The sequence below is a fragment of the Staphylococcus nepalensis genome (genome assembly GCF_002442935.1).
Lineage (GTDB): Bacteria > Bacillota > Bacilli > Staphylococcales > Staphylococcaceae > Staphylococcus > Staphylococcus nepalensis.
Map to the genome: position 1 here is coordinate 2607863 of NZ_CP017466.1, position 25811 is coordinate 2633673.

The window sequence follows — 25811 nt, forward strand, 5'->3', positions numbered from 1 at the left end:
GCGAATTGTATTAGTCAGTAATTTCTTTTTGTGATTGTGGTGCTCCTTTTTGTTGGAGATCCACTTTGCGTTCTACTGCGTCTTCATCTTCATTATCCTGCATGTCAATTTCATTGTCATGCTCATCCATAATCTTAACGTCTAAGCCTAAACTTTGTAGTTCTTTCATCAATACTCGGAATGATTCAGGCACACCAGGTTTAGTAATGTTTTCACCTTTAACAATAGATTCGTAAGTTTTAACACGACCTACAGTATCATCAGATTTATAAGTTAAGATTTCTTGAAGTGTGTATGCAGCACCGTAAGCTTCAAGTGCCCATACTTCCATCTCACCGAAACGTTGTCCACCAAATTGTGCTTTACCGCCAAGTGGTTGTTGTGTCACAAGTGAGTAAGGTCCAGTTGAACGTGCGTGTAGTTTATCGTCAACCATATGTGCAAGTTTCAGCATATACATAACACCGACTGAAATTCTGTTATCAAATGGTTCACCTGTACGTCCGTCATACAATACTGTCTTACCGTCACGTGCCATGCCAGCTTCTTCAATTGTTGACCATACATCTTCGTCACTCGCACCATCAAATACTGGTGATGCGACATGAATACCTAAGTTTTTAGCAGCCATACCTAAGTGCAACTCTAATACTTGTCCGATATTCATACGTGATGGCACACCTAATGGGTTAAGCATGATATCAATTGGTGTACCGTCTGGTAAATAAGGCATATCTTCTTCAGGAACTAGCTTAGAAATAACACCTTTGTTACCGTGACGACCACACATTTTATCACCAACATGAATTTTACGTTTTTGAACGATATAAACACGTACTAATTGGTTTACACCTGGAGATAGTGTGTCATCTCCCTCTTCACGGTTGAAGACTTTAACATCTAGAACAATACCGCCTGCACCATGAGGTACACGTAACGATGTATCACGTACTTCACGTGCTTTTTCACCGAATATTGCATGTAATAAACGCTCTTCTGCTGTTAATTCTGTTACACCTTTAGGCGTTACTTTACCTACTAAAATGTCACCATCATTAACTTCAGCACCTACGTATACAATACCACGGTCATCTAAGTTTTTAAGTGCACTATCTGAAACGTTAGGGATATCACGTGTAATTTCTTCAGGTCCTAGTTTTGTATCACGCGCTTCTGATTCATACTCTTCAATATGAATAGAAGTATAAACGTCATCTTTCATTAGACGTTCACTCATAATTACAGCATCCTCGTAGTTATAGCCGTCCCAAGTCATGAAGCCGACAACTACGTTTCTACCTAACGCCATTTCACCAAGTTCCATTGAAGGACCATCGGCTAATATTTCACCTTTAGCTACGACATCACCTGTAGCAACGATAGGTCGTTGGTTATAGCAAGTACCTGTGTTTGAACGTTTGAACTTAGCTAATGGGTAACGATCGATTTCTCCCTCGTATTCTTGGCCATCTTCTTCAATAAGTTGACGTACAAGGATTTCATTAGATTCAACGTGCTCAACACGTCCTTTATTTTTAGCAACAATAGCTGCACCAGAATCGCGTGCTGCTACGTGCTCCATACCAGTACCTACGAAAGGTGATTCTGGATTCATCAATGGTACCGCTTGACGTTGCATGTTTGCACCCATTAATGCACGGTTAGAGTCATCGTTTTCTAAGAAAGGAATACATGCTGTCGCTGCCGAAACAACTTGTTTAGGAGATACATCCATATAATCCATTTTTTCTTTAGCCATCACTGTGTTATTACCACGGAAACGACAAACAACTTCGTCGTCTAAGAAGCGACCATTTTCATCTAAATTAGAGTTCGCTTGTGCTACCACATAGCTATCCTCTTCATCAGCTGTTAAGTAATCGATTTGATCAGTAATGCTGTTTGTTTCAATATCTACTTTACGGTATGGTGTTTCGATAAAGCCAAATTCGTTTACACGTGCATAACTTGATAATGAGTTGATCAAACCAATGTTTGGCCCCTCTGGCGTTTCAATTGGACACATACGACCATAGTGTGAATAGTGAACGTCACGTACTTCCATTTGAGCACGTTCACGTGTTAAACCACCAGGCCCTAATGCTGATAGACGACGTTTATGTGTCAACTCTGCTAATGGGTTAGCTTGGTCCATGAATTGTGACAATTGAGAACTACCAAAGAATTCTTTAATAGATGCAATTACAGGACGAATATTGATTAATTGTTGTGGTGTAATAGAGTCTGTATCTTGAATAGACATTCTTTCACGTACAACACGTTCCATTCTTGATAAACCAATACGGAATTGGTTTTGTAACAACTCACCTACTGAACGTAGACGACGGTTACCAAGGTGGTCAATATCATCTGTAAAGCCAATACCACTTAACAAGTTAAAGAAATAAGACATTGATGCAATGATATCTGCCGGTGTAATGCATTTCACTTCAGAGTCTGGGAACGCATTACCAATCACTGTAGTCGTACGACCTTCTTCATCATTCGGAACATACACTTTGATTGACTGTATTTCAACTGGCTCATCAATCACTGTACCTTCTAGTTCAAACACTTCACTGTTCGCGTTAGCTTCTAATACGTCCATAATTTCATCTAAATTACGACGATCTAAGACTGTGCCTTCTTCAGCAACAATTTCGCCTGTTTCAGTATTAACAATAGGTTCTGCTAATTTTTGATTGAATAGACGGTGTTTTAAATGAAGTTTTTTATTTGCTTTATAACGACCTACACTTGCTAGGTCATAACGTTTTGGATCAAAGAAACGTGAATATAGTAAACTTTTAGCATTTTCAACTGTAGGAGGTTCGCCTGGGCGTAAACGCTCATAAATTTCTAATAATGCTTGATCTGTGTTTTCTGTACCATCTTTTTCTAATGTGTTACGTAAGTACTCGTTATCACCTAAAAGATCAATGATTTCTTGATCTGTAGAGAATCCTAAAGCACGTAACAACACGGTTAATGGTAGTTTTCTTGTTCTATCAATGCGTACATATACTACGTCTTTTGCGTCAGTTTCATATTCTAACCATGCACCACGGTTAGGAATGATTGTTGCATCATAGTTTGTGCGACCATTTTTATCTAGTTTTTCATTAAAATATACGGATGGTGAACGAACTAGTTGAGATACAATTACACGTTCAGCACCATTAATGACAAATGTACCTGTATCTGTCATTAATGGGAAATCACCCATAAACACTTCTTGCTCTTTCACTTCGCCTGTTTCTTTAATGATTAGACGTACTTTTACACGTAGAGGTGCAGAATACGTCGTGTCACGGTTTTTCGATTCTTCTAAATCATATTTCGGTTCACCAAGTCTGTAATCAACAAACTCTAAAGATAGATTACCTGTGAAATCTTCAATCGGTGAAATGTCTCTAAACATTTCATATAAACCTTCTTCTAAGAACCACTCGTAAGATTTAGTTTGAATCTCAATTAAATTCGGTAATTCTAATACCTCTGAAATTCTCGCATAGTTTCTACGTTTACGATGTCTTCCATATTGGACAAATTGACCTGCCAAACAGATTCACCCCTCAAAAATTGCGTGTTTACTTTTACTAAATAAGCAAATATAATTAGACAAAAAGAAAACGGTAGCATACCTCATGACACCATTTTCTATTTCACCTTATATACTTTGTTAATTTATACGTAAAAGTACACACTTATTGAACATAATTTTTTACATTCTATTACTATATCAGAACAGTGCTTTTTAATCAACCTTTTACACTGCTTAATATGTAATAGCCTTTACTTTTTTCTATGACTTTCACGTTGTCAAATGTCTCTTCCATTTTCTTCTTAGCAGATGGCATACCTTGTTTTTTCTGAATAACAACATAAAGCGTGCCATTTGATTTTAATTTTTTAAATGAATCTTCTAAAATACTGTGAACTACCTTTTTGCCTGCTCTAATTGGTGGGTTAGTTAGGATTGCATCAAAAGCATTATCCTCTACCTTCGACAAACCATCACTTTCTTTAATTTCTACATTTTCTATGTGATTTAGTTTTCCATTTTTGGCCGATAAAGCAAGTGCACGTTGGTTTACATCAACCATCGTTATTTCATGATGCGGGGATACTTTCGCAATCATCAAACCAATCGGTCCATAACCACAGCCAACATCTATTATTTTTTTAGTGGGCCCAGGGGGATTTTCTTTTAAAAAAGTGCGTATTAGTAAATCTGAACCAAAGTCTATTTTCCCTTTAGAAAACACGCCTGAATCAGTTACTAATTTTAAATCATAATTTTTGTAGGAATACGTAAAAGGAAGTTCATCACTTTCTACTTCAGGATTTTCATCATAGTAATGACTCATGATTACACCTCTTTTAATCTAATTCGTCTTAGATTAATACTATACCCATAACGCGATGCTATTAACAAATGCTTGGAGGGGTATAGATCAAATAAGATAAAACCCCGTTATATCGATAACGGGGTTTTCATTTCTCAAAGATTTCAGAATATCCATATAACACTTAAAATCAACGTACCGAAGCAGCTAATGTATTAAGCAATTCGGATAATCTTCAATATATAATTATGAACTGTTAGCCAGCTAGAATTATTTTAATTCTACTGTAGCGCCAACTTCTTCTAATGTTTCTTTAAGTTTTTCAGCTTCTTCAGTTGGTAAGCCTTCTTTAATTACTTTAGGCGCTCCGTCAACTAATTCTTTAGCATCTTTCAATCCTAAGCCAGTAGCTTCTTTAACAGCTTTAACGACTTTGATTTTAGATGATCCAGCTGATGTTAATTCAACATCGAATTCTGTTTTTTCTTCAGCTTCGTCTCCGCCGCCTGCTGCATCTGCTGCTGCTACTGGAGCTGCTGCAGTTACACCAAATTCTTCTTCAATTGCTTTTACTAAGTCGTTTAATTCTAAAACTGACATTTCTTTAATTGCTTCAATGATTTGTTCTTGATTAGCCATTTTAATATTCCTCCATTAATTTTGATTAGTTAATTATGCGCAATTATTCAGCGCTTTCTTCGTTTTGTTCTTTATCTTCTCCAACAGCTTTAACCGCATAAGCGAAGTTGCGTACTGGAGCTTGTAATACTGATAAAAGCATAGAAACAAGACCGTCATGTGATGGTAATGTACCAACTGTGTTAACTTCTTCGCCTGAAATAACAGAACCTTCCATAACACCTACTTTAATTTCTAAAGCTTTATGTTCTTTTGCAAATCCTGCAAGTACTTTTGCTGGAGCAACAACATCTTCTGTTGAAGTAGCAACTGCAGTAGGACCTACTAAGTGTTCATTTAAACCTTCTAAACCAACTTGTTCAGCTGCACGACGAACCATAGTATTTTTTAATACTTTGAATTCCACGCCAGCTTCACGTAATTGTGAACGTAATTCAGTTACTTCAGCAACAGTTAGACCACGATAGTCAACGATTACAGTAGATACTGAATTTTTAAGTGACTCAGCAATTACATCAACTTGTTGTTTTTTAGCTTCGATGATAGCAGACATTTAGACACCTCCATAGTTTTTTTATTTGGTGCTTTTAATCTTGATTACAACCATTAATCACGACAACTAATAATTTTGTCTCAATAAAAAAAGCACTTTCTACCCACGGCAAAAAGTGCTTGAAAGATCTAAAAATCTTCACGTTCAAGTCAATTTTAGCCTCGGTAGGATCATTTTTAAGTTATCGCTAACTCCTACTGTCTTAGGTAAAATAATACATTAACCAATATAACTGGTTCAATGTGGTATGTCAATACATTTTTAAGGGGACAGGGTAGAAATCATTTCAAAATGATTTCGCCGTCCACCTCTGGCAAGTAGAACGAGAAAAAAGAGTACAAGTACTATGTTCTTTCATAAATGCTACTAACTCAACAGATTAAGCATTGGCACTTTAAAATCTTAATAAAGCACATTTTCTTTTTAGTCATCTATTGCCAATATAATATTCAACTCTGAAACATTATTTATATCTCAGTATTTTCATTTATATATAAGATTATAGTTTGAAACTAGAAGTATCAACTTTAACTCCAGGGCCCATTGTTGTCGTAACAGCAACAGATTTGAAGTAAGTACCTTTAGCTGAAGATGGTTTAGCTTTAGTTAACACATCTTGTAATGCTTTGAAGTTTTCAACAAGTTTGTCCGTATCAAATGATACTTTACCAATTGAAGCATGCACAATACCTGCTTTTTCAGCACGATATTCTACTTTACCTGCTTTGATTTCTTCAACTGCTTTTGTAACATCCATTGTTACAGTTCCAGTTTTAGGGTTTGGCATTAAACCTTTAGGTCCTAATACACGACCAAGTTTACCAACTTCGCCCATCATGTCTGGTGTAGCTACTACTACGTCAAAATCGAACCAACCTTGTTGGATTTTTTGAACATATTCACCTTCACCTACGAAATCAGCACCTGCTGCTTCTGCTTCAGCTGCTTTATCACCTTTTGCGAATACTAATACACGTTGTGATTTACCAGTACCGTTTGGTAGCACTACTGCACCACGGATTTGTTGATCATTTTTACGTGTATCAATTCCTAAACGGAACGCCACTTCAACTGATGCGTCAAAGTTTGCGATACTTGTTTCTTTAGCTAACTCAACTGCTTCTTCAACACTATAGTGTTTTTGGCGGTCAATTTTATTAGCTACTTCTTGAAATCTTTTACTTTTCTTAGCCATTTCATGTCCTCCTTTAGTGGTTTTAGCGGAATTTCCTCCCACATTTACTTGCTTTTGCAAGTTAAGAGCAGATAACAGAGAGGTTGCAAAATTGTATTTTATATCAGGAAACATTTCCTTAATAAACGACACGCTTCCTCTTATTACGACAATATTGAACGCTCTGATCCTGTTTGTCATTTCTGTCATCTGCTTCATCGTCAATCTATGTTTTTAGTTAATTTTTAAAATTATTGAACTGTGATACCCATACTACGTGCAGTACCTTCGATAATACGTACAGCTGCTTCTTCGTCTGCAGCATTTAAGTCTTGCATTTTTTGGTTTGCAATTTCACGTACTTGATCTTTAGTTACTGTAGCAATTTTGTTTTTGTTAGGTTCACCAGAACCTTTTTCAACGCCAGCTGCTTTTTTAAGTAGTACTGGAGCCGGTGGTGTTTTTGTAATAAATGTAAATGAACGATCTTCATAAACACTAATTTCTACCGGAATGATTAAACCTGCGTCTTCTTGTGTACGTGCATTGAATTCCTTACAGAATCCCATAATGTTCACACCTGCTTGACCTAATGCTGGACCAACGGGTGGTGCTGGGTTCGCTTTACCTGCAGGAATTTGTAATTTAACAACTTTTTCTACTTTTTTAGCCACGATGTGCACCTCCTTGATATCGTGATGTGGTCACAGGACTGAGTTTTGTCCTCCCACTCTTCTACATTTCGTGACGAAATGAACGCTCTATGAGCGCGACCACAGTATTATAACATTGTCCTTATATATAAAGCAAGAGTAAAGCGTAACTTTTTATATAGCTCCCCTAATCATTTTAATGATAAGGGGGCTTAATGCATGAGCTCTAGCTCGGGCGTTCCTCTAATTACGTCATTAAAATGATTGGATAGCCTTAATGCATATAAAGTAACACTTCTTGCTTCAACAAGATTAGTGTTACTTATACAAGTGCGAGCGCACTTGTATAGCTTTACTTTAACAAATCCTTGAAAAGAACTTTATCCGTTAATATATGCTTTTCGCTATATTTGTTTAGCTATAATTTTTCAATTTGATCAAATTCTACTTCAACCGGTGTTTCTCTACCAAACATGTCTACAAGAACTGTCAATTTGAATTTATCCGCTTCAATTTCTTGAACTTCACCCACTTGGTTCGCAAATGGACCAGATTTGATTTGAACTTGTTCACCTAAATCTAATTCAACATCAATTGTTTTTTCTTTCATGCCCATTTGTTTCAAGATGAAACGTGCTTCCTCAGGTAATAACGGATTAGGTTTTGATCCAGCACCTGCTGAGCCAACAAATCCTGTTACTCCTGGTGTATTTCTTACAATATACCATGATTCATCGGTCATTATTAATTCTACTAAAACGTAACCGGGGAACGTTTTTTTAGTTAATGTTTTGGCTTTACCATCTTTAACTTGTGTTTCTTCTTCTTCTGGTATAACCACTCTGAATATCAATTCAGTCATATTCATAGATTCTACACGTTTTTCTAAATTCTTTTTAACTTTGTTCTCGTAACCAGAATAAGTATGCACAGCATACCAACGCTTTGCGCCAACTTCTTCAGACATGTCGTCACTCCTATCTATTTAATTAACTCTATAATTCTACCAATTCCTAAATCTAAAACATAGAAGAACGCTAAGAAAAATATTACCGTTGCTACAACGATGACAGTATATTTAAACAATTCTTCTTTCGTTGGCCAACTTGTTTTTTCCATTTCTGACTTTACGCCTTGAAAGAAATTTTCTTTTTTAGCCATTAGCAATACCTCCGTATTAATTCGTTTTTTCCTCATTTGCTTATTCATACGACAAATTAAGCAAATACAATACTCACAACTTAAATTGGAAGGATATATTTACTCAATTGCTCCATCTAATATACCGATGATTATTTCGCTTCTTTATGCAATGTATGTGCGTTACATCTCGGACAATATTTTTTTAATGTCAATCTAGATGTAAGGTTACTTTGCTTGGGCACATTATAGTTTCTATTCCCACATGCTTCGCAACTTAACGGTACTTTTTTCATATAACTTCACCTTACTCATTATAATACCAATCTACTATACATAACATCGCTGTCTATTGTCAATCTTCCACCATTGCTTTCTATCAATCCATATAGTCACTATCGCACGCTAAATAACTTAGGTAGTAAAATGAAATTTATTTCAAAAAATGTCTCAACTTTATTTTACATCTATGTATTGTATTGTAAACTACTTTGACATCGACACATAAAATAGTCGCTATTTCACACGGTTTATAATCTTTCAAAACATATCTTATAATAGTTTGTTCGAGTTCTGTTAATTTATCAATGTTCTGGTACAGCGTAGATACTATTTCTTTTCTTAAAACAATGCCATCTATCGTGTGTTGCTGTCTTAACATTTGCTCAGTTATTAAAAATTCATTTTCTAATAATTTTTGACGTTTTAAGTTTATTAATTTTTTTCGTATGTAATCATTTTTGGTGTTTTTAATAATACGATTTACATAATGCGCTAATGGTGTTTCTTTTGAAAAATCAAATTGGCTGAGTGCTTTGAATACTTTAAACAGTATTTCTTGTTGAAGATCTTCTTTCTCGTTAGGGTGTATTGAGAAATGATTTAAACTTTTCCAAATATACGGCTGCATTTTATCTAACAACTCGATTAATGCATTCGCATCATCCAGTGTATTATTTAAAATAGTTGTAGATTCTGGTTGGCATATCCTTTGTAGCATATTTTAAATCCTTTCCTTAGATTAAGGATAGCATACAAAGTTCCTTACAAAAAAATCAAGGGGACAATCTCTTTATTTATGATTGTTCCCCCTCCTTATTTTTTCAAATTCTTCTAAAATTTCGTTAGACAGCTCGATTCGAGTCCTAGGCTTACGCTCATTAAAGCCGTCAAGCTTTTTCGATACTAAAATCTCGTTTTCCCTTAGGTCACGCCACATCTCTCTTGAAGATATACGATATGCACCTGCGCCAAATATAGCGTGTTGTTCACTCATGTCGCTCGTTACAACTGTAATGTGCCTCGTATGTTTGTCATATAAATCATACACATATTTTTCAATAAAACTATCTGCTGTTTCTTTTTCTTTAGTGAATATAATCTTTACACCATGATACATATACTCCGATCCTGTACCAGATTGCTCATAAGCATCAAACACACATACGACTTCATCAGCTATAACTGCATTGTAATTTGCAATAGCCGTCAATAACTGGTCTCGAGCTTCTTCTAAATTTTCTTGCGCTATTTGACTTAATTCTTGCGATTGGCCAATCATATTATAACCATCAATAATTAAGTAACGATCTTTCATGATTTATCTCCAATCTGGTTACGTTTACGATACACTTCGTACATCATTAGACTTGCTGCAACAGAAGCATTCAAACTATTTACATGGCCTACCATTGGAATATTAATATAAAAATCACATTTGTCTTTAATTAAACGACTCATGCCTTGGCCTTCACTTCCAATAACGATTGCCAAAGGCATGCCAGCGTCCATTTCACGGTAATCTGTTGCGTTTTCAGCTTCTGTGCCCACTACCCAATAGCCGTTGTCCTTTAATGTTTCAATCGTGTTCGCTAAATTTGTAACCCTCATCACCGGGACATGTTGTATTGCTCCTGTAGAAGCTTTTGCAACTGTTTGAGTCAGTGAAACCGAGCGTCTTTTAGGGATAATCACACCGTCAACGCCAGAGGCATCAGCAGTTCTCAAGATTGAACCTAAATTATGAGGATCTTCAAGTCCATCTAAAATTAAAACTGTAGATAGTTTTTCATTTTCTTTTTGCTGTGCCAGAAACGCATCGAAATCCGCATATTCGTACGGTGCAATATACGCAGCGACACCTTGGTGAGGGGCGTCAGACAATCCATCTAATTTAGATTTTGGCACTGATTGTACAATGATTTTATTACTATTTGCTTTTTTTAAAATTTCATTTATTTGTCCTTTTTTTACGGTGTCTTGAATTAAAATTTTATTAATTGTATGCCCAGAAACAATGGCTTCTTTTACGGCATGACGACCTACGATAACAAGCTCTTCCAAACTCTCACTACCTTTCATCTATACTTTTCACAATATGTTCAAGCAATGTTGTTAAACGGCTTTGATCTTTTTCAAGATATAAAAAACCAATGATTGCTTCTAACCCTGAACTTTTTCGATACGTTTGTATGTCTGTATTTTTCGCCTTCGTATAACTCTTCGCATTTCTTCCACGGCGAACAATATCTAATTCTTCTTCGGTAAACCAGTTGCTTTCTAACAAGCATTCAAGCGATTGTGCCTGGCTTTTCGCAGACACGTAACGCTTGGCTTCTTGATGTAATCGATTAGGTTTAGCTTTTAATTTCAATATAATATACTCTCTCACAAATTGGTCTAAGACCGCGTCCCCCATATATGCCAAAGTCAATGGGTTTAACAATTTATTATCCATATTAGCCACGTTTAAATCTCACGCCTTGAGGTGTGTCTTCCAAAATAATATTTTGTGCTTTCAATTGATCGCGAATTTCATCTGCACGTGCAAAATCTTTATTTTTTCTTGCTGTGTTTCTTTCTTCGATTAAAGCTTCAACATCTTCGTCTAATAATTCGTCACTTGTTTCTGGTTTTAAAGGTACACCTAATACATCACTAAAAATTTGATATACTGTTTTAAATCGTTCAATCACTTCAGTTGACGTTGTATTTTCTAATACATATTTATTAGCTAATTTTGTCAAATCGTACCAAGCTGTAATGGCATTAGCTGTGTTAAAGTCGTCATTCATAACGGTTTCGAACTGTTCTAAAATCTGGTTGATTTCTTCTATATAATTATCTTGAGCTTCGATATTTGTGGCAATCGCTTCACGTTCCTCGATAGCTTGGTAACTATTACGGATACGTTCTAAACCACTTCTAGCAGCACTAACAAGTTCCATATTATAATTGATTGGGCTTCGATAATGTACACTAATCATGAAAAATCGTAATACATCTGGATCAATTTCTTTAATAATCTCGTGTACTAACACAAAGTTACCTAGGGATTTACTCATTTTTTCGTTGTCAATATTAATAAACCCGTTATGCATCCAATAGTTGGCGAATGGCGCATGGTTATGGGCTTCAGATTGGGCGATTTCATTTTCATGATGTGGAAATTGTAAATCAGTACCGCCAGCATGAATATCTATCGTCGCACCAAGTTCATGGTAAGCCATAACAGAGCATTCAATATGCCAACCTGGTCTACCTTTGCCAAATGGACTGTCCCAACTAATTTCATCAGGTTTTGCTTGTTTCCATAATGTGAAATCTAGCGCATCTTCTTTTTGCTCGCCTTGCTCAATGCGTGCACCTACTTTCAAATCATTAAGGGATTGATGACTGAGTTTACCGTAATCTTCAAATTTACGTGTTCTAAAATACACATCTCCACCACTTTGGTAGGCATAACCTTCTTCTACAAGTTCTCCTATAAACTTAATAATGTCATCCATATGATTCATTACTCTTGGGTTTGAAGTTGCTTTTTTCACATTCAAAGCGCCAACATCTTCGTAAAATGCATCGATATAACGATTAGCGATTGTGTTAACAGGTTCATTCAATTCTTTCGAGCGCTTAATCAATTTATCATCTACATCAGTGAAATTTGAAACATAATTTACTTCATAACCTTGGTATTCAAGGTACCTTCTCACAACATCATAGTTAATTGCTGGTCTGGCATTACCTATATGGATGTAATTATATACAGTTGGTCCGCAGACGTACATCTTAACCTTACCTGGTTCTATAGATTTAAACGTCTCTTTTTGACGCGTTAACGTGTTATATAATGTAATCATCTTGAATCTCTCCATTTCTTGTTTTCTCAAGTTGTTTCTCTAATTGTTTTAATTGTTCATAAATCGGATCTGGTAAATTACGATGGTCGAATGTCTTACCAATTCTTCTACCATCTTGTTTAACAATGTGTCCTGGTATACCAACGACTGTAGAATAGCTAGGCACCGAATTCAATACTACTGAATTCGCCCCGATGTTTACATTCGAATTAATTTTAATATTACCGAGTACTTTGGCGCCTGCTGCTATCAGTACATTATCACCTATATCAGGGTGACGTTTTCCTTTTTCTTTACCAGTACCACCTAAAGTAACGCCCTGATAAATTGTAACATTATCACCAATTCTGCATGTTTCTCCAATAACAACGCCCATGCCGTGGTCGATAAATAAACGTTTCCCAATTTGGGCGCCAGGATGAATTTCGATGCCAGTAAAAAAACGTGAAATTTGTGAAATTAATCTTGCTAATATATATCTTTTCTTTTTGTATAAAGCGTGTGCGATTAAATGACTCCATACTGCATGTACGCCCGCATATGAAGTGACTACCTCTAAAGTAGTACGTGCAGCTGGGTCTTGTTCAAACACCATATTTATATCGTCTTTTATTCTTTTTAATATTTTAAACAAGGTTGCGACCTCCTTATTAAAAAAGCACCTCTAACATTATTGTTAGAGGTGCTTTGCACGGTTCCACTCTTTTTTTAAAACAAGCTGCTTGTTCATTAAGTTAGCAATAATCTAACATGGTAAAACAACTTATATTAACTCATTAAAGTTATTCAGTTCATTATTCTAAAGGTGCATTCAACAATTTCCATGATGTGCTCGCAGCAACCGCACACTCTCTTGACACATTCCATTGCCTACTAATCCTTTAGTGTATTCAATTATAATCATAGGTGCTTGATTGTAATTTTTCAAGTATTATCTATTTGATACAATTTACTTATAATCAGCATTAAACGTATTTTTTTAAGCGATTCAATACTTTATCTTTACCTAATACTTCGATTGTATTTGGTAACTCTGGACCATGCATTTGTCCTGTCACAGCTACACGTATTGGCATAAATAATTGTTTGCCTTTAATACCTGTCTCTTTTTGAACTTCTTTAATTGTTTTTTTGATTTCTGCCGCTTCAAAAGGTTCTAGTGCTTCTAATTTGCCATATAAATGGTTCATTAATTCTGGCACTTGTTCCCCATTGATGATTTCTTGCTCATCTGCTCCTAATGTTTGTTCATCACGGAAGAAAATTTCAGATAACGGAACAATTTCGCCAGCGTAACTCATTTCTTTTTGATAAAGAGCAATCAGTTTACGTCCCCATTCTTTATCTTCTTCAGATGGGTTTTCAGGTAATAAATTCGCTTTAACTAAGTGAGGAAAAGCAAGTTCAAAGACTGTTTCAGTGTCTTTTTGTTTCATATATTGGTTATTAATCCAAGCTAATTTTTGTTTGTCGAAGAATGCAGGTGATTTAGATAATCGTTTTTCATCAAAGATTTTAATGAATTCTTCTTTAGAATAAATTTCATCTTCACCTTCAGGGGACCAACCTAATAATGTAATAAAGTTAAATAACGCCTCAGGCAAATAACCCAAATCGCGATATTGCTCAATAAATTGTAGGATTTGGCCATCGCGTTTACTTAATTTTTTACGTTCTTCGTTTACGATTAGTGACATGTGTGCAAATCTTGGCGCTTCCCAACCAAACGTTTCGTAAATCATTAATTGTTTGGGTGTATTTGAAATATGGTCATCTCCACGAATAACATCTGAAATTTCCATCAAGTGGTCATCAATTGCTACTGCAAAATTATACGTTGGCACGCCGTCTTTTTTCACAATAACCCAATCGCCCATATTATTTGAGTCAAATGAAATTTCACCTTTCACCATATCGTCAAATGCATATGTTGTATCTTTTGGCACTCGGAAACGAATCGAAGGTTGGCGTCCTTCTGCTTCAAATTGTTGGCGTTTGTCTTCTGTTAAATGCGCATGTTTACCACCGTAACGCGGCATTTCACCACGTGCAATTTGTTGTTCACGTTCTTCTTCTAATTCTTCTTCAGTCATATAGCATTTATACGCTTTATCTTCATCTAACAATTGTTGGATAAGTGGGTTATATATTTCAGCACGTTCTGACTGGCGATAAGGCCCATAACCTTTATCTTTATCTACAGACTCATCCCAATCAATACCTAACCATTTTAAGTTATCAAATTGTGAAGATTCTCCATCTTCTAAATTACGTTTACTGTCCGTATCTTCTATACGAATTACAAAATCTCCATCATAATGTTTAGCAAATAAATAGTTAAATAATGCAGTTCTTGCATTACCAATATGCAAATAGCCTGTTGGGCTTGGGGCATATCTAACTCTTACACGATTACTCATTATGTTCACTCCTGTTTAATAATTTTTCACGATTTTAATCTTATATTTTCAGCTTAACTGCGCACACACATAAAAAGAATTCAACCTATGTTACTGCACTTTTCAAATGTGCCTAACAATAAGTTAATATAAAAGCATTCAAAGCGTGTTGCTCATTTGCTTATTTATGATATCATAGCTCATCATTTTTTAAAGCATCACTATACTAAAAACAAACGTATGACGCCCATTGAATTTCAAGTTTATAATTCTAAGTACAGTAATACAATTTCGCTATCTATTGTAGCACTTTAAAGATGATTATGATATCACTGTGCTTAAATTAAAATGCTATCTGAACAATTTTTTGAAAATATTGCTCATAATGAAAAGGTTTCATGTGAAACTGTAACTTTTTTAGCTACAATATCAAATGAAACTCGCTTTTTAATTTCAGTATATTTTTTTAGCAAAAATAATGCGTCCGGATGAAGTTTGCAACAAACTTACTACTTCTAAATCAATATATTCACCGATATATTTTTTAGCGTTATCTACAACTACCATTGTACCGTCATCTAAATACCCTACTGCTTGACCAGCTTCTTTCCCCATCTTAGTCAACAACAAGTTAAATCGATCGCCTTGATGTACGGTTGGCTTAATTGCTTCTGATAAGTCGTTCACATTCAACACTTGAACACCTTGTATATAACAGACCTTATTTAGGTTGAAATCTGTAGTAATAATTTGTGCTCTATAATGCAATGCCAATTTAATTAACATTGCATCTATATCACTATGCGATTTTGTTGGATGTATAATGCGCGTAGGGTGCTTTCCATCATGCAAAGCATTGAGCATATCTAAGCCTCTTTGCCCTTTTTCTCTCTTTACACTATCGTTTGCGTCTGCAATTACTTGCAATTCATTAATTACCCCTTGTGGAATTAATATTTCACCGTCTATAAAACCACATTTCAAAACATCTAAAATACGCCCATCAATAATGGCACTCGTGTCTATGATTTTAGGCATTGCACTACGTGTATTCATTGACACAGATCGCGCCATATTTTCAGGTAAAAACAATAGCATTTCATCGCGTTTGCGTAGACCAAATTGAAACCCTAAATACCCCAAGATAATCGTGATAATAATAGGTACAAAATGATTTAAAACATTGTTACCAATAATTTGGAAAATAAATGATATCATAACTGAAATAAGTAACCCTATAATGAGTCCAATTGTGGCGAACAATATTTCAATTGCGCTTTGACGCATAATCATTTGTTCTAGTTCTTTCAATGCTAATGTTACTTTTTTAATAAACCAACCAAAGATTACAAATATCAGTACAATCCCTAGTAGCCCATTGAAATAATTATTTGTTAGTAGCGTGAAATGCCCCAAACCAGCATCTGTAATAATTTCTGGTATAAGATACACGCCTAAACTTGCGCCTAATATAATATAGCACAAGATTACAATGAGTCTTATCATGTTCAAATGTTAACGCTCCTTTCACATGAAAGCTATTTTGACTATATAAGCCAGTTACATGTTGTATCATTAAGTGATATTAATGCTTAGTTAAAGCATATTTTAAAGCCTCATGTACATTTTTAACACCAATGACTTTAATACCGCTAGGGAATTCCCATCCACCAATATTGGATTCAGGAATAATAATACGTTTAAATCCTAGTTTTTCCGCTTCTTGTACGCGTTGTTCGATACGAGAGACGCGTCTTACTTCTCCCGTCAATCCAACTTCACCAATAAAGCAATCCAATCCGTCTACAGTTAAATCTTTAAAACTAGACGCCGTGGCAATAACAATACCTAAATCGACAGCAGGTTCTGTTAATCTGACGCCACCTGCTACTTTAATATAAGCATCTTGTTGTTGAAGCAAATAATTTTCTTTTTTCTCTAAGACAGCCATCAATAAACTTAATCGATTATGGTCTATGCCTGTAGCCATACGTCTTGGGTTGTTAAATGTGGTCGGTGTCACTAATGCTTGTACTTCTATGAGCAATGGTCTTGTGCCTTCCATTGTCGATACAATTGTTGACCCAGGAACATTAGTAGAACGCTCTTCCAAAAACATTTCTGAAGGGTTTTTCACACCTTTCAATCCACTCTGCTTCATTTCAAAAATACCCATTTCATTTGTCGAACCAAAGCGATTTTTAACTGCTCTTAAAATACGATAAGCATGATGCTCATCACCTTCAAAATAAAGTACTGTATCCACCATATGTTCTAATAAACGTGGACCTGCAATTTGCCCTTCTTTAGTTACATGACCAACAATAAAAGTTGGGATGTTTAATTGTTTAGCAATATTCATTAAGCTCTGTGTACTTTCTCTTACTTGAGATACTGAACCAGGCGCAGAGCTGATTTCAGGATGGAAAATAGTCTGTATAGAATCAACTACAAGTAAGTCTGGTTTCAATTGTTTAACCGTTTCATGTATCACTTCTAAATCTGTTTCCGCAAACACATTTAAATTACTTGAATCCTCTTCTAATCTATCTGCTCTTAACTTAGTTTGATTTAACGACTCTTCACCTGTTATATATAAAACGCTTTTACTTTGTGATAAAGCAGCACAAATTTGTAGTAATAAGGTCGATTTACCAATACCTGGGTCGCCGCCAATTAATACAAGCGAACCGTTTACAATGCCACCGCCAAGTACTCGGTTAAATTCTGCTGAGTTGGTTTTAATACGTGGTGTCGTCTCATGTTTAATTTCATTTAGTTTTTGTACTTTCGCGCTATTTTCACGACTTCGAACCCCATGTTTTGGGCTTGTCGATTTTTGTTCTATAATTTCTTCCATTTGGTTCCAACCACCACAGTTGGGACATTTGCCCATCCATTTTGGTGATTGATAACCACACGCCATACATTCAAAAATCACTTTCTTTTTGGCCAAAACTGCACCTCCATCTTTATTGAACAAATCTATTTTATACCTCTGTCTAATTAAAAACAAACTTTATTTATATTCGATTCATTTCGATATTTATTGTTTCTTAGCCTTTAATTTTATATTATAGCATGCACTTCAATAGATTAATGTTAAAGTCTATTTTTTAAATTAACACTATTATATATTCAGTACTATTAATATGATATAGGTGATTAAAATTTTTGACTAACATACGATGATGTTTCGTTTATTAACATTTTAGTGATACTTTTTATAAAAGAAGCGCTCCCCAAGTTGCATTTGCATACTTGAGAAGCGCTATTCATACTTGATATCACTTTAATAACTCAATCTTATGAATCAGAAGTCTCTTTTTCTTTTTGATCTTCTGTTCTATCTTTAATATCGTATTTATATTCTTTACCGTCATAATCGATATAAACATTTTTACCTTCGATTTGGTTACCATCCAAGATTAACTCACTTAAGTTATCTTCGATTGTTTTTTGAATTTCGCGGATAAGTGGTCTAGCTCCGTATTCTGGATCATAACCTTCTTCTGCAATTCTTTCTTTCGCTGCATCAGAAACTACGATATCAATATCTTGTTCTGCTAAGCGATCTGTTAATTTATTCACCATCATAGTCACAATTTCTTTCAATTCATCTTTAGAAAGTTTGTGGAATACAATAATGTCATCAACACGGTTTAAGAATTCTGGGCGGAAAGCATTTTTCAATTCTTTCATCATTGTTTTACGAATTGATTCATAATCTTGTCCTTCAGATGCGCCGCCAAAACCTGCAAAGCGTTGATCTTGCAGTTCTTGAGCGCCAACGTTGGAAGTCATAATAATCACTGTATTGCGGAAATCTACTTGACGTCCTTTTGTATCTGTTAAGTGTCCATCATCAAGCACTTGTAACAAGATGTTAAATACATCAGGGTGTGCTTTTTCAATTTCATCGAATAGTATAACTGAATATGGTTTACGTCTAACTTTTTCAGTTAATTGTCCACCATCATCATGACCTACATAACCTGGAGGTGCCCCAACTAAACGGCTCACAGCGTGTTTTTCCATAAATTCACTCATATCTACGCGAATCATTGCATCATCTTCACCAAACATGGATTCTGCTAATGCACGTGCTAATTCTGTTTTACCTACACCTGTAGGGCCTAAGAAGATAAAGCTACCAATTGGACGTTTAGGATCTTTCAATCCTGCTCTAGCACGTCTTACTGCTTTACTGATAGAAGTAACTGCTTCTTTTTGGCCAATAACACGTTTGTGTAACGTATCTTCCAAATTAAGTAGGCGGTCTGATTCTGTTTCATTAATTCTAGTTAATGGAATACCAGTCCAACCTGCAATAACTTCTCCAATATCTTCTTCAGACAATGATGTGCTTGCACCGTTTTGAGCGTTTTTCCAATTATTATTCGCTTCTTCATATTGTTTTTCTAATTTAGTTTGTTTATCACGTAAATTTGCTGCATTTTCAAATTCTTGTGCGTGTACAGCAGCATCTTTTTCATTTTTAACTTGTTCAATTTCTTGCTCTAATTCTTTCAAGTTAGGTGGCGTTGTATGACTTTTTAGTCTTACTTTAGAACTTGCTTCATCAATTAAATCAATTGCTTTGTCTGGTAAGAAGCGGTCTGACACATAACGATGACTTAATTTCGCAGCAGATTCTAAAGCTTCATCTGAAATATTAATGCGGTGATGCGCTTCATAACGGTCACGTAAGCCTTTCAAGATTTCAATTGTATCTTCGACTGTTGGCTCGTCCACTTGAACTGGTTGGAAACGACGTTCTAGTGCTGCATCTTTTTCAATGTTTTTACGATATTCATCCAGTGTAGTTGCACCAATACATTGTAGTTCGCCACGCGCTAACGCTGGTTTTAAAATATTAGATGCATCAATTGCGCCTTCTGCACCACCAGCACCAACTAAAGTGTGTAGCTCATCAATAAAGAGTACAACATTGCCTGCTTGGTGAATTTCTTCCATAACTTTTTTCAGACGTTCTTCGAATTCACCACGGTATTTCGTACCAGCTACTACTGTTCCCATGTCTAGAGACATCACGCGTTTACCTTTAAGTGTCTCTGGTACTTCGTTGTTAACGATTGCAAGTGCTAAGCCTTCTGCAATTGCTGTTTTACCTACGCCCGGTTCCCCAATTAAGACTGGGTTATTCTTAGTACGTCTACTTAATACTTCGATAACACGTGTGATTTCTTTATCTCTACCAATCACAGGGTCTAAAGTACCATCATTTGCAATAACTGTTAAATCGCGTGCAAGGCTATCTAATGTTGGTGTGTTATTAGATTTATTTGCTTGTGCGTTTTTATTGCTCATTTCAGGGCTACCTAAAGCTTTAACAACTTGCGCACGTGCTTTAGTAATATTTAAATCTAAATTAGCAAATACGCGTGCTGCAACGCCTTCATTTTCTCTAATTAGACCAAGCAAGATGTGTTCTGTTCCTACAAAATTATGATGTAGTTTTCTTGCTTCATCCATTGATAACTCAATCACTTTTTTAGCGCGTGGTGTGTAGTGTAAAGCACCCATTTGTTCTTGGCCGTGACCAATTAATTTTTCAACTTCTGTCACTACTTTTTCTTCAGTAATATCGAATGATTCTAATACTTTTGCTGCAATACCTTCTGGTTCTTTCATTAAACCTAAAAGTAAATGTTCTGTTCCAATATTTGAATGATTTAAGCGAATCGCTTCTTCTTGAGCATGTGCCAATACGCGTTGTGCACGTTCTGTCAGTCTACCAAATAACATAGCATGACCTCCTAATTTATATGTTCTCTTAATATATCTGCTCTTTTTTCATTAACTGCTCTATCATCTTCATCATCTAACAAGAATGGTGATTGAATTGCGACCATTAACTCATTAAATTTGAAGTCTTCTAAATCAATATAGCCTAAATCTATACCGAGTTTCACTTCACTTAATCTAAATGACGCTTCTTCCATAGATATTAGTCTACTATATTTTAATATTCCTAACGAACGATATACTCTATCTAATGTTTCAATTTCATTATGCTTACTGAGACGTTCGCGAATTTGCATTTCTTCGTTAATAATTTGTTGCACAACTTCAGTTAAACTTTCGATAATTTCTTCTTCTGTTTTACCAAGTGTAAGCTGATTAGAAATTTGATAAATATGACCATATACTTGAGAGCCTTCACCGTAGATACCTCTTATAGTAAATCCAAAGCGATTGATTGTTTGAGCGATTCTATTCATCCGCTTCATAATCGTTAGGCCAGGAAGATGTAGCATTACACTCGCTCTCATACCAGTCCCTATATTTGTCGGGCAAGTTGTTAAATAACCAAGTGTTTCATCAAAGCTAACATCTAGTTCACTATCGAGTGTATCATCTATAGAAGAAGCCTTATCATATAATGTTTGCAATGATAGGTCATTTCCCATAGCTTGAATGCGTATATGATCTTCTTCATTTACCATAACACTTAAAGATTCATCATCATTCAAAAGCACAGCTGAAGCAGGCTGCTTTATTAACTCTGGGCTTATAAGATGTTTCGCTACAAGTTTATACTTACTCTGTTGATCCAAAGTGTCTAATCTCTGTATAAACATATCAGGAAGCGCATCTTGTACCTCATTTATTACTCTATAACCATCTTGTTCTGAAGGAAACATCAAAGGATGAACATGATTTTCTAAATTTCTAGCTAATCGGAGCCTTGAGGACATCACAATTGGACTCTCTTCCTCATCTCTCATCCACTCACTAATATGAGTACTAATATCATTTTTACTCATCATGTTTCACCTCGCTGTCTTCTTTTAATGCTTTAATTTCATCTCTAACAATTGCAGCTTCTTCAAAATTTTGTTCTTCAATCAATTGATTTAAATAGTTTGTTTTTTCTTCTATTTGTTTTTTTAACGCTAACTTTCTGTGTGAAGAGCGTGGTGTTTTTCCAGTGTGTTCAATTTGACCACCTTGTACACGTCGTACAATATCAACAATGTCATCTTTAAATGTTGCATAGCAGTCTGCACAACCAAATTTACCGACATGTGCAATATCTTTTAACGTCATTTGACAAGTAGGACATCTTTTCTCTTCTTTAAAAGCTATTTCATCGAAATCAATACCATGTTTAGCTGCTAAATGCTGTAATATTTGCTTTACAACAAAGGCACCCTCAATATCATCTTGTGACTGCATTTGCTGATTTTGAGTCCAAGGATTACCTCCTTGTGCACATGTGGAACATACCCATCTTTCATGTATACCGTCTTGTCCTTTAACCGCTAACTTAACTTCCGCTTCATTTAAATGACAATTTTCGCACAGCACGACTAAACACCTCTCTTTAATAGTAATTTATCACATGTAATACGCGTTTAACTATATTAGCACGTATGATATCTCTTGATAATACATCCATTTTCAATGTTTCTCTATCAATGACCGCATAAATCATCTTCGCTTCCCGTTCGCTAAGATATTCTTTATCTAATAAGCCATCTATAATGTAATAGGCTTGTTGTTGTGAAATAGACGGTCCTATTAATTGAAGTAAATGGTTAATGTAACCTGTTTCGTCTTTATTTTCAATTTTAGTGATTCGAATGTAGCCGCCGCCACCTCTTTTACTTTCTATTTCATAGCCGTGTTCATTAGTGAATCGTGTTTTGATCACGTAATTTAATTGAGAAGGCACACAGTCAAAACGCTGTGCAATATTTGCACGCTGAATTTCAACAACATCTTCATTGGCGTCTTCAAATAATTTTTTAATGTATTGTTCTATGATGTCGGACATGTTATGCATGATTATCACCTCTTTTGACCTTCTTTGACTATATTATATGACCAACTTTGACCTTTTTCAACCAATATGTTTTAAAAATTTTCATTTTATGCATGTAAGAAATCTCCCATTTATTGTATTATAGGAGTTAAGAAAAAATTTAAAGGGATGAAATTATTATGCATATTATCATTGGTTTAATTGGGATTGCAGTTTTTCTTGCATTAGCTTTTCTCTTTAGCTCTGATAGAAAAAATATTCGTTGGCAATACATTGGCCTATTACTCGTCATACAACTTGTATTTGCGTTTATACTATTAAAAACAAAATTTGGTATTACTGTCATTGGTGCCATTTCAGACGGCTTTAACTATCTACTAGCTAAAGCTGCAGAAGGCGTCAACTTTGTTTTCGGTGGGTTTGAATTTGTGGATCCTAACAATCCACCATTCTTCTTCAATGTCTTATTACCAATTGTTTTTATTTCAGCACTAATTGGTATTTTACAATATACAAAAATATTACCATTTATTATTAACTATTTAGGATTAGCTATTTCTAAAGTGAATGGGATGGGACGCTTAGAATCATATAATGCAGTAGCAGCAGCAATTTTAGGACAATCAGAAGTATTTATTTCGCTAAAAAAAGAATTAGCGCATATTCCTAGACAACGCCTTTATACATTAACTGCTTCAGCCATGTCTACTGTATCAGCTTCAATCATTGGCGCGTATTTCACATTAATTGAACCACGGTATGTTGTTACAGCAGTCGTTTTAAATTTATTCGGCGGTTTTATTATTGCTTCTATTATCAATCCATACAAAGTAGATGTTAATGAAGATAAATTAATCGTTGAAGACAGTGAAACAGAGAAACAATCTTTCTTTGAAATGTTAGGGGAATACATTTTAGATGGATTTAAAGTCGCTGTAATCGTAGGTGCAATGCTAATTGGTTACATAGCCATTATTGCTTTACTCAATGGAGTTGTCAGTGCTATTTTCACAGCAGCTTCAGGTGGAAGTATTACTTGGGACTTCCAAACTTTCATTGGTTTCATATTTGCACCATTAGCCTTCTTAATTGGTGTGCCATGGAGCGATGCCGTTCAAGCTGGCTCGATTATGGCAACAAAATTATTGTCAAATGAATTCGTTGCTATGCAAAGTTTAAAAGAAGTTAAAGACATGAGCGAACATGCTAAAGGCGTTATATCTGTATTTGTTGTCTCATTTGCTAACTTCAGCTCTATCGGAATCATTTCAGGCGCAATTAAATCACTTAACAACGAAAAAGGAGATATGGTAGCGCGTTTTGGGTTGAAACTTTTATTTGGTGCTACACTCGTTTCATTTATTTCTGCTGCAATCGCAGGTTTCTTCATCTAAATGAAATTAAGATAAAACAGGTCGATTCTTATATATACAAGAATCGACCTGTTTTTATTTGGTTTATTTTAAACTTTTTCACTTAGTGTTGTTTTCACAATATGATTAATGAAATATCGTGTTATACGGTAATCATCTGTTAACTCCGGATGAAATGAGACACCTAAATAGCGTCCTTCTTGGACTGCTACAATCTTTTCTCCGATTTTGCTTAAGATGGATACATTTCCATGCACTTCTGCTATATGTGGGGCTCTAATAAAGACGCCTTCTATGTCAGCAGCAACATCTTTAACATCTAATTCACTTTCAAAACTATCTACCTGTCTACCGAAAGAATTTCTTTGGACTGAAATATCTAATTTGTTGAGATAGCCTTCTTCTCCAACGATATCTTTTGCCATGACAATGAGCCCCGCACACGTTCCAAACATAGGTAAATCAGATTGTTGTAATGCTTCTTTAAAACCATACAAATTCATTAGTCGGCGCAATGTCGTTGATTCGCCACCAGGTAGTATTAAACCATCAATATCTTTTAATTGTTCTACATGCTTAACAGCGATGCCTTCATGACCGCTTAGTTCAATATGTTTTAAATGCTCTCTTACAGCCCCTTGTAAGGCTAAAACACCTATTTTCATATTACCAACCACGCTCTTGCATACGTTCTTCTAAGGATAAGTCATTAATATCTAAACCTTTCATCGCAGTACCTAATTCTTTAGCTAAACGTCCAATTAATTCATAGTCTTGGTAGTGTGTTGTAGCTTGTACAATTGCTTTGGCAAATTTTTCAGGGTCTTCTGATTTAAAAATGCCTGAACCAACAAATACACCATCAGCCCCCAATTCCATCATTAAAGCTGCGTCTTGTGGGGTTGCAACACCGCCTGCAGCAAAGTTTACAACTGGTAACTTACCATTTTCTTTAATTGATTTTAACACATCATACGGCGCGCCAATATTTTTGGCTTCAGTCATAATTTCGTCGTCATTCATCACTGTGATGCGATTCACTTCAGCGTTTACTTGTCTAATATGTCTAACGGCTTCAACAATATTACCTGTACCTGGCTCGCCTTTTGTACGTAACATAGCAGCTCCTTCGCCTATACGACGTGAAGCTTCCCCTAAATTGCGACAACCACAAACAAATGGTACTGTAAAGGTATCTTTACGCAAGTGGAATTCTTCGTCTGCTGGTGTTAAAACTTCTGATTCGTCGATATAATCAACACCCATGGCTTCAAGCACACGTGCTTCTGTTATATGACCAATACGGCCTTTTGCCATTACTGGTATAGATACTGCATTCATCACTTCTTCTACAATTTTAGGATCTGCCATTCTAGCAACACCGCCTGCAGCTCTTATATCAGAAGGCACACGTTCTAATGCCATTACTGCAACTGCACCTGATTCTTCTGCAATTTTCGCTTGTTCTGCATTAACGACGTCCATAATAACACCGCCTTTTTGCATTTCAGCCATTCCTCTTTTAACTCTTTCTGATCCTGTAAATTTAGACATCTTATTTACCCCTTTACTTAGTTGATTAAATTCATTTTAAAAGATA

25 protein-coding genes and 1 other annotated feature are annotated in these 25811 nt (G+C 35.5%); of the genes, 1 reads left to right on the forward strand and 24 read right to left on the reverse strand.

Translation table 11 applies throughout. The features are described from left to right. Window positions 1–10: 10 nt before the first annotated feature. The 22 genes from rpoB to BJG89_RS12620 form a co-directional block, all read right to left on the reverse strand. A complete protein-coding gene (gene rpoB, locus BJG89_RS12515; RefSeq protein ID WP_096810918.1) occupies window positions 11–3562 on the reverse strand; it encodes a DNA-directed RNA polymerase subunit beta in 3552 nt (1183 codons plus the stop codon). 199 nt (window positions 3563–3761) lie between these two features. Beyond that, window positions 3762–4370, reverse strand: coding sequence for a class I SAM-dependent methyltransferase (locus tag BJG89_RS12520; protein WP_096810919.1), 609 nt, complete (start codon window positions 4368–4370; stop codon window positions 3762–3764). Window positions 4371–4619: 249 nt separating this feature from the next. Next, the gene (gene rplL, locus BJG89_RS12525; RefSeq protein WP_096810920.1) at window positions 4620–4988 is read right to left on the reverse strand and encodes a 50S ribosomal protein L7/L12; all 369 of its coding nucleotides are present in this window, start codon (window positions 4986–4988) and stop codon (window positions 4620–4622) included. Between the two features lie 43 nt (window positions 4989–5031). Next, a complete protein-coding gene (gene rplJ / locus BJG89_RS12530) occupies window positions 5032–5541 on the reverse strand; it encodes a 50S ribosomal protein L10 (RefSeq protein ID WP_096810921.1) in 510 nt (169 codons plus the stop codon). Between the two features lie 77 nt (window positions 5542–5618). After that, window positions 5619–5766 (reverse strand) — a sequence feature (ribosomal protein L10 leader region). Between the two features lie 274 nt (window positions 5767–6040). Then, window positions 6041–6736 (reverse strand): 50S ribosomal protein L1, encoded by a 696-nt coding sequence (rplA, locus tag BJG89_RS12535; protein ID WP_096810922.1) that lies wholly within the window; start codon window positions 6734–6736, stop codon window positions 6041–6043. A gap of 230 nt (window positions 6737–6966) precedes the next feature. Beyond that, window positions 6967–7389: a 50S ribosomal protein L11 gene (rplK, locus tag BJG89_RS12540; RefSeq protein ID WP_096810923.1), complete on the reverse strand. Its 423-nt coding sequence runs from the start codon at window positions 7387–7389 to the stop codon at window positions 6967–6969. A gap of 397 nt (window positions 7390–7786) precedes the next feature. Further along, window positions 7787–8335, reverse strand: coding sequence for a transcription termination/antitermination protein NusG (nusG, locus tag BJG89_RS12545; RefSeq protein ID WP_019468574.1), 549 nt, complete (start codon window positions 8333–8335; stop codon window positions 7787–7789). Window positions 8336–8349: 14 nt separating this feature from the next. Beyond that, window positions 8350–8529 (reverse strand): preprotein translocase subunit SecE, encoded by a 180-nt coding sequence (gene secE / locus BJG89_RS12550; protein ID WP_096810924.1) that lies wholly within the window; start codon window positions 8527–8529, stop codon window positions 8350–8352. A 131-nt stretch (window positions 8530–8660) separates the two neighbouring features. Then, complete coding sequence (gene rpmG / locus BJG89_RS12555) at window positions 8661–8804, reverse strand: 50S ribosomal protein L33 (RefSeq protein WP_096810925.1); 144 nt, start codon at window positions 8802–8804, stop codon at window positions 8661–8663. Between the two features lie 137 nt (window positions 8805–8941). After that, complete coding sequence (locus tag BJG89_RS12560; protein WP_096810926.1) at window positions 8942–9508, reverse strand: sigma-70 family RNA polymerase sigma factor; 567 nt, start codon at window positions 9506–9508, stop codon at window positions 8942–8944. Between the two features lie 72 nt (window positions 9509–9580). Beyond that, on the reverse strand, window positions 9581–10105 hold the full coding sequence (locus BJG89_RS12565; protein ID WP_096810927.1) for an NYN domain-containing protein: 525 nt from the start codon (window positions 10103–10105) through the stop codon (window positions 9581–9583). Continuing rightward, window positions 10102–10851: a 23S rRNA (guanosine(2251)-2'-O)-methyltransferase RlmB gene (rlmB, locus tag BJG89_RS12570; RefSeq protein WP_096810928.1), complete on the reverse strand. Its 750-nt coding sequence runs from the start codon at window positions 10849–10851 to the stop codon at window positions 10102–10104. Before rlmB ends, BJG89_RS12565 begins: the two co-directional genes overlap by 4 nt. A gap of 7 nt (window positions 10852–10858) precedes the next feature. After that, the gene (locus tag BJG89_RS12575) at window positions 10859–11245 is read right to left on the reverse strand and encodes a Mini-ribonuclease 3 (protein ID WP_096810929.1); all 387 of its coding nucleotides are present in this window, start codon (window positions 11243–11245) and stop codon (window positions 10859–10861) included. A 1-nt stretch (window position 11246) separates the two neighbouring features. Next, complete coding sequence (cysS, locus tag BJG89_RS12580; RefSeq protein ID WP_096810930.1) at window positions 11247–12647, reverse strand: cysteine--tRNA ligase; 1401 nt, start codon at window positions 12645–12647, stop codon at window positions 11247–11249. After that, the gene (gene cysE / locus BJG89_RS12585) at window positions 12631–13272 is read right to left on the reverse strand and encodes a serine O-acetyltransferase (protein ID WP_096811242.1); all 642 of its coding nucleotides are present in this window, start codon (window positions 13270–13272) and stop codon (window positions 12631–12633) included. Before cysE ends, cysS begins: the two co-directional genes overlap by 17 nt. A gap of 340 nt (window positions 13273–13612) precedes the next feature. After that, complete coding sequence (gene gltX, locus BJG89_RS12590; protein WP_096810931.1) at window positions 13613–15067, reverse strand: glutamate--tRNA ligase; 1455 nt, start codon at window positions 15065–15067, stop codon at window positions 13613–13615. Between the two features lie 432 nt (window positions 15068–15499). Next, window positions 15500–16558, reverse strand: coding sequence for a PIN/TRAM domain-containing protein (locus tag BJG89_RS12595; RefSeq protein ID WP_096810932.1), 1059 nt, complete (start codon window positions 16556–16558; stop codon window positions 15500–15502). 73 nt (window positions 16559–16631) lie between these two features. Beyond that, window positions 16632–18002 carry a DNA repair protein RadA gene (gene radA, locus BJG89_RS12600; protein WP_096810933.1) on the reverse strand — a complete coding sequence of 457 codons (1371 nt, stop codon included), beginning with the start codon at window positions 18000–18002 and terminating at the stop codon, window positions 16632–16634. Window positions 18003–18352: 350 nt separating this feature from the next. Continuing rightward, entirely contained in the window at window positions 18353–20815 is a 2463-nt protein-coding gene (locus BJG89_RS12605; RefSeq protein ID WP_096810934.1) for an ATP-dependent Clp protease ATP-binding subunit, read from the reverse strand. 11 nt (window positions 20816–20826) lie between these two features. Further along, on the reverse strand, window positions 20827–21837 hold the full coding sequence (locus BJG89_RS12610; protein ID WP_170006919.1) for a protein arginine kinase: 1011 nt from the start codon (window positions 21835–21837) through the stop codon (window positions 20827–20829). Then, window positions 21830–22381, reverse strand: coding sequence for a UvrB/UvrC motif-containing protein (locus tag BJG89_RS12615; RefSeq protein ID WP_096810936.1), 552 nt, complete (start codon window positions 22379–22381; stop codon window positions 21830–21832). The genes BJG89_RS12610 and BJG89_RS12615 overlap by 8 nt, the downstream gene beginning before the upstream one ends. 16 nt (window positions 22382–22397) lie before the next feature. Continuing rightward, window positions 22398–22859, reverse strand: coding sequence for a CtsR family transcriptional regulator (locus BJG89_RS12620; RefSeq protein WP_096810937.1), 462 nt, complete (start codon window positions 22857–22859; stop codon window positions 22398–22400). Between the two features lie 158 nt (window positions 22860–23017). On the opposite strand from BJG89_RS12620, the gene BJG89_RS12625 reads away from it, so the two are divergent. Beyond that, window positions 23018–24232 carry a NupC/NupG family nucleoside CNT transporter gene (locus BJG89_RS12625; protein ID WP_096810938.1) on the forward strand — a complete coding sequence of 405 codons (1215 nt, stop codon included), beginning with the start codon at window positions 23018–23020 and terminating at the stop codon, window positions 24230–24232. Between the two features lie 68 nt (window positions 24233–24300). On the opposite strand, the gene pdxT is transcribed toward BJG89_RS12625, so the two are convergent. Together pdxT and pdxS are read right to left on the reverse strand one after the other, a co-directional pair. After that, window positions 24301–24876: a pyridoxal 5'-phosphate synthase glutaminase subunit PdxT gene (gene pdxT, locus BJG89_RS12630; RefSeq protein WP_096810939.1), complete on the reverse strand. Its 576-nt coding sequence runs from the start codon at window positions 24874–24876 to the stop codon at window positions 24301–24303. A gap of 1 nt (window position 24877) precedes the next feature. Continuing rightward, a complete protein-coding gene (gene pdxS / locus BJG89_RS12635) occupies window positions 24878–25765 on the reverse strand; it encodes a pyridoxal 5'-phosphate synthase lyase subunit PdxS (protein WP_096810940.1) in 888 nt (295 codons plus the stop codon). Between the last annotated feature and the right edge of the window lie 46 nt (window positions 25766–25811).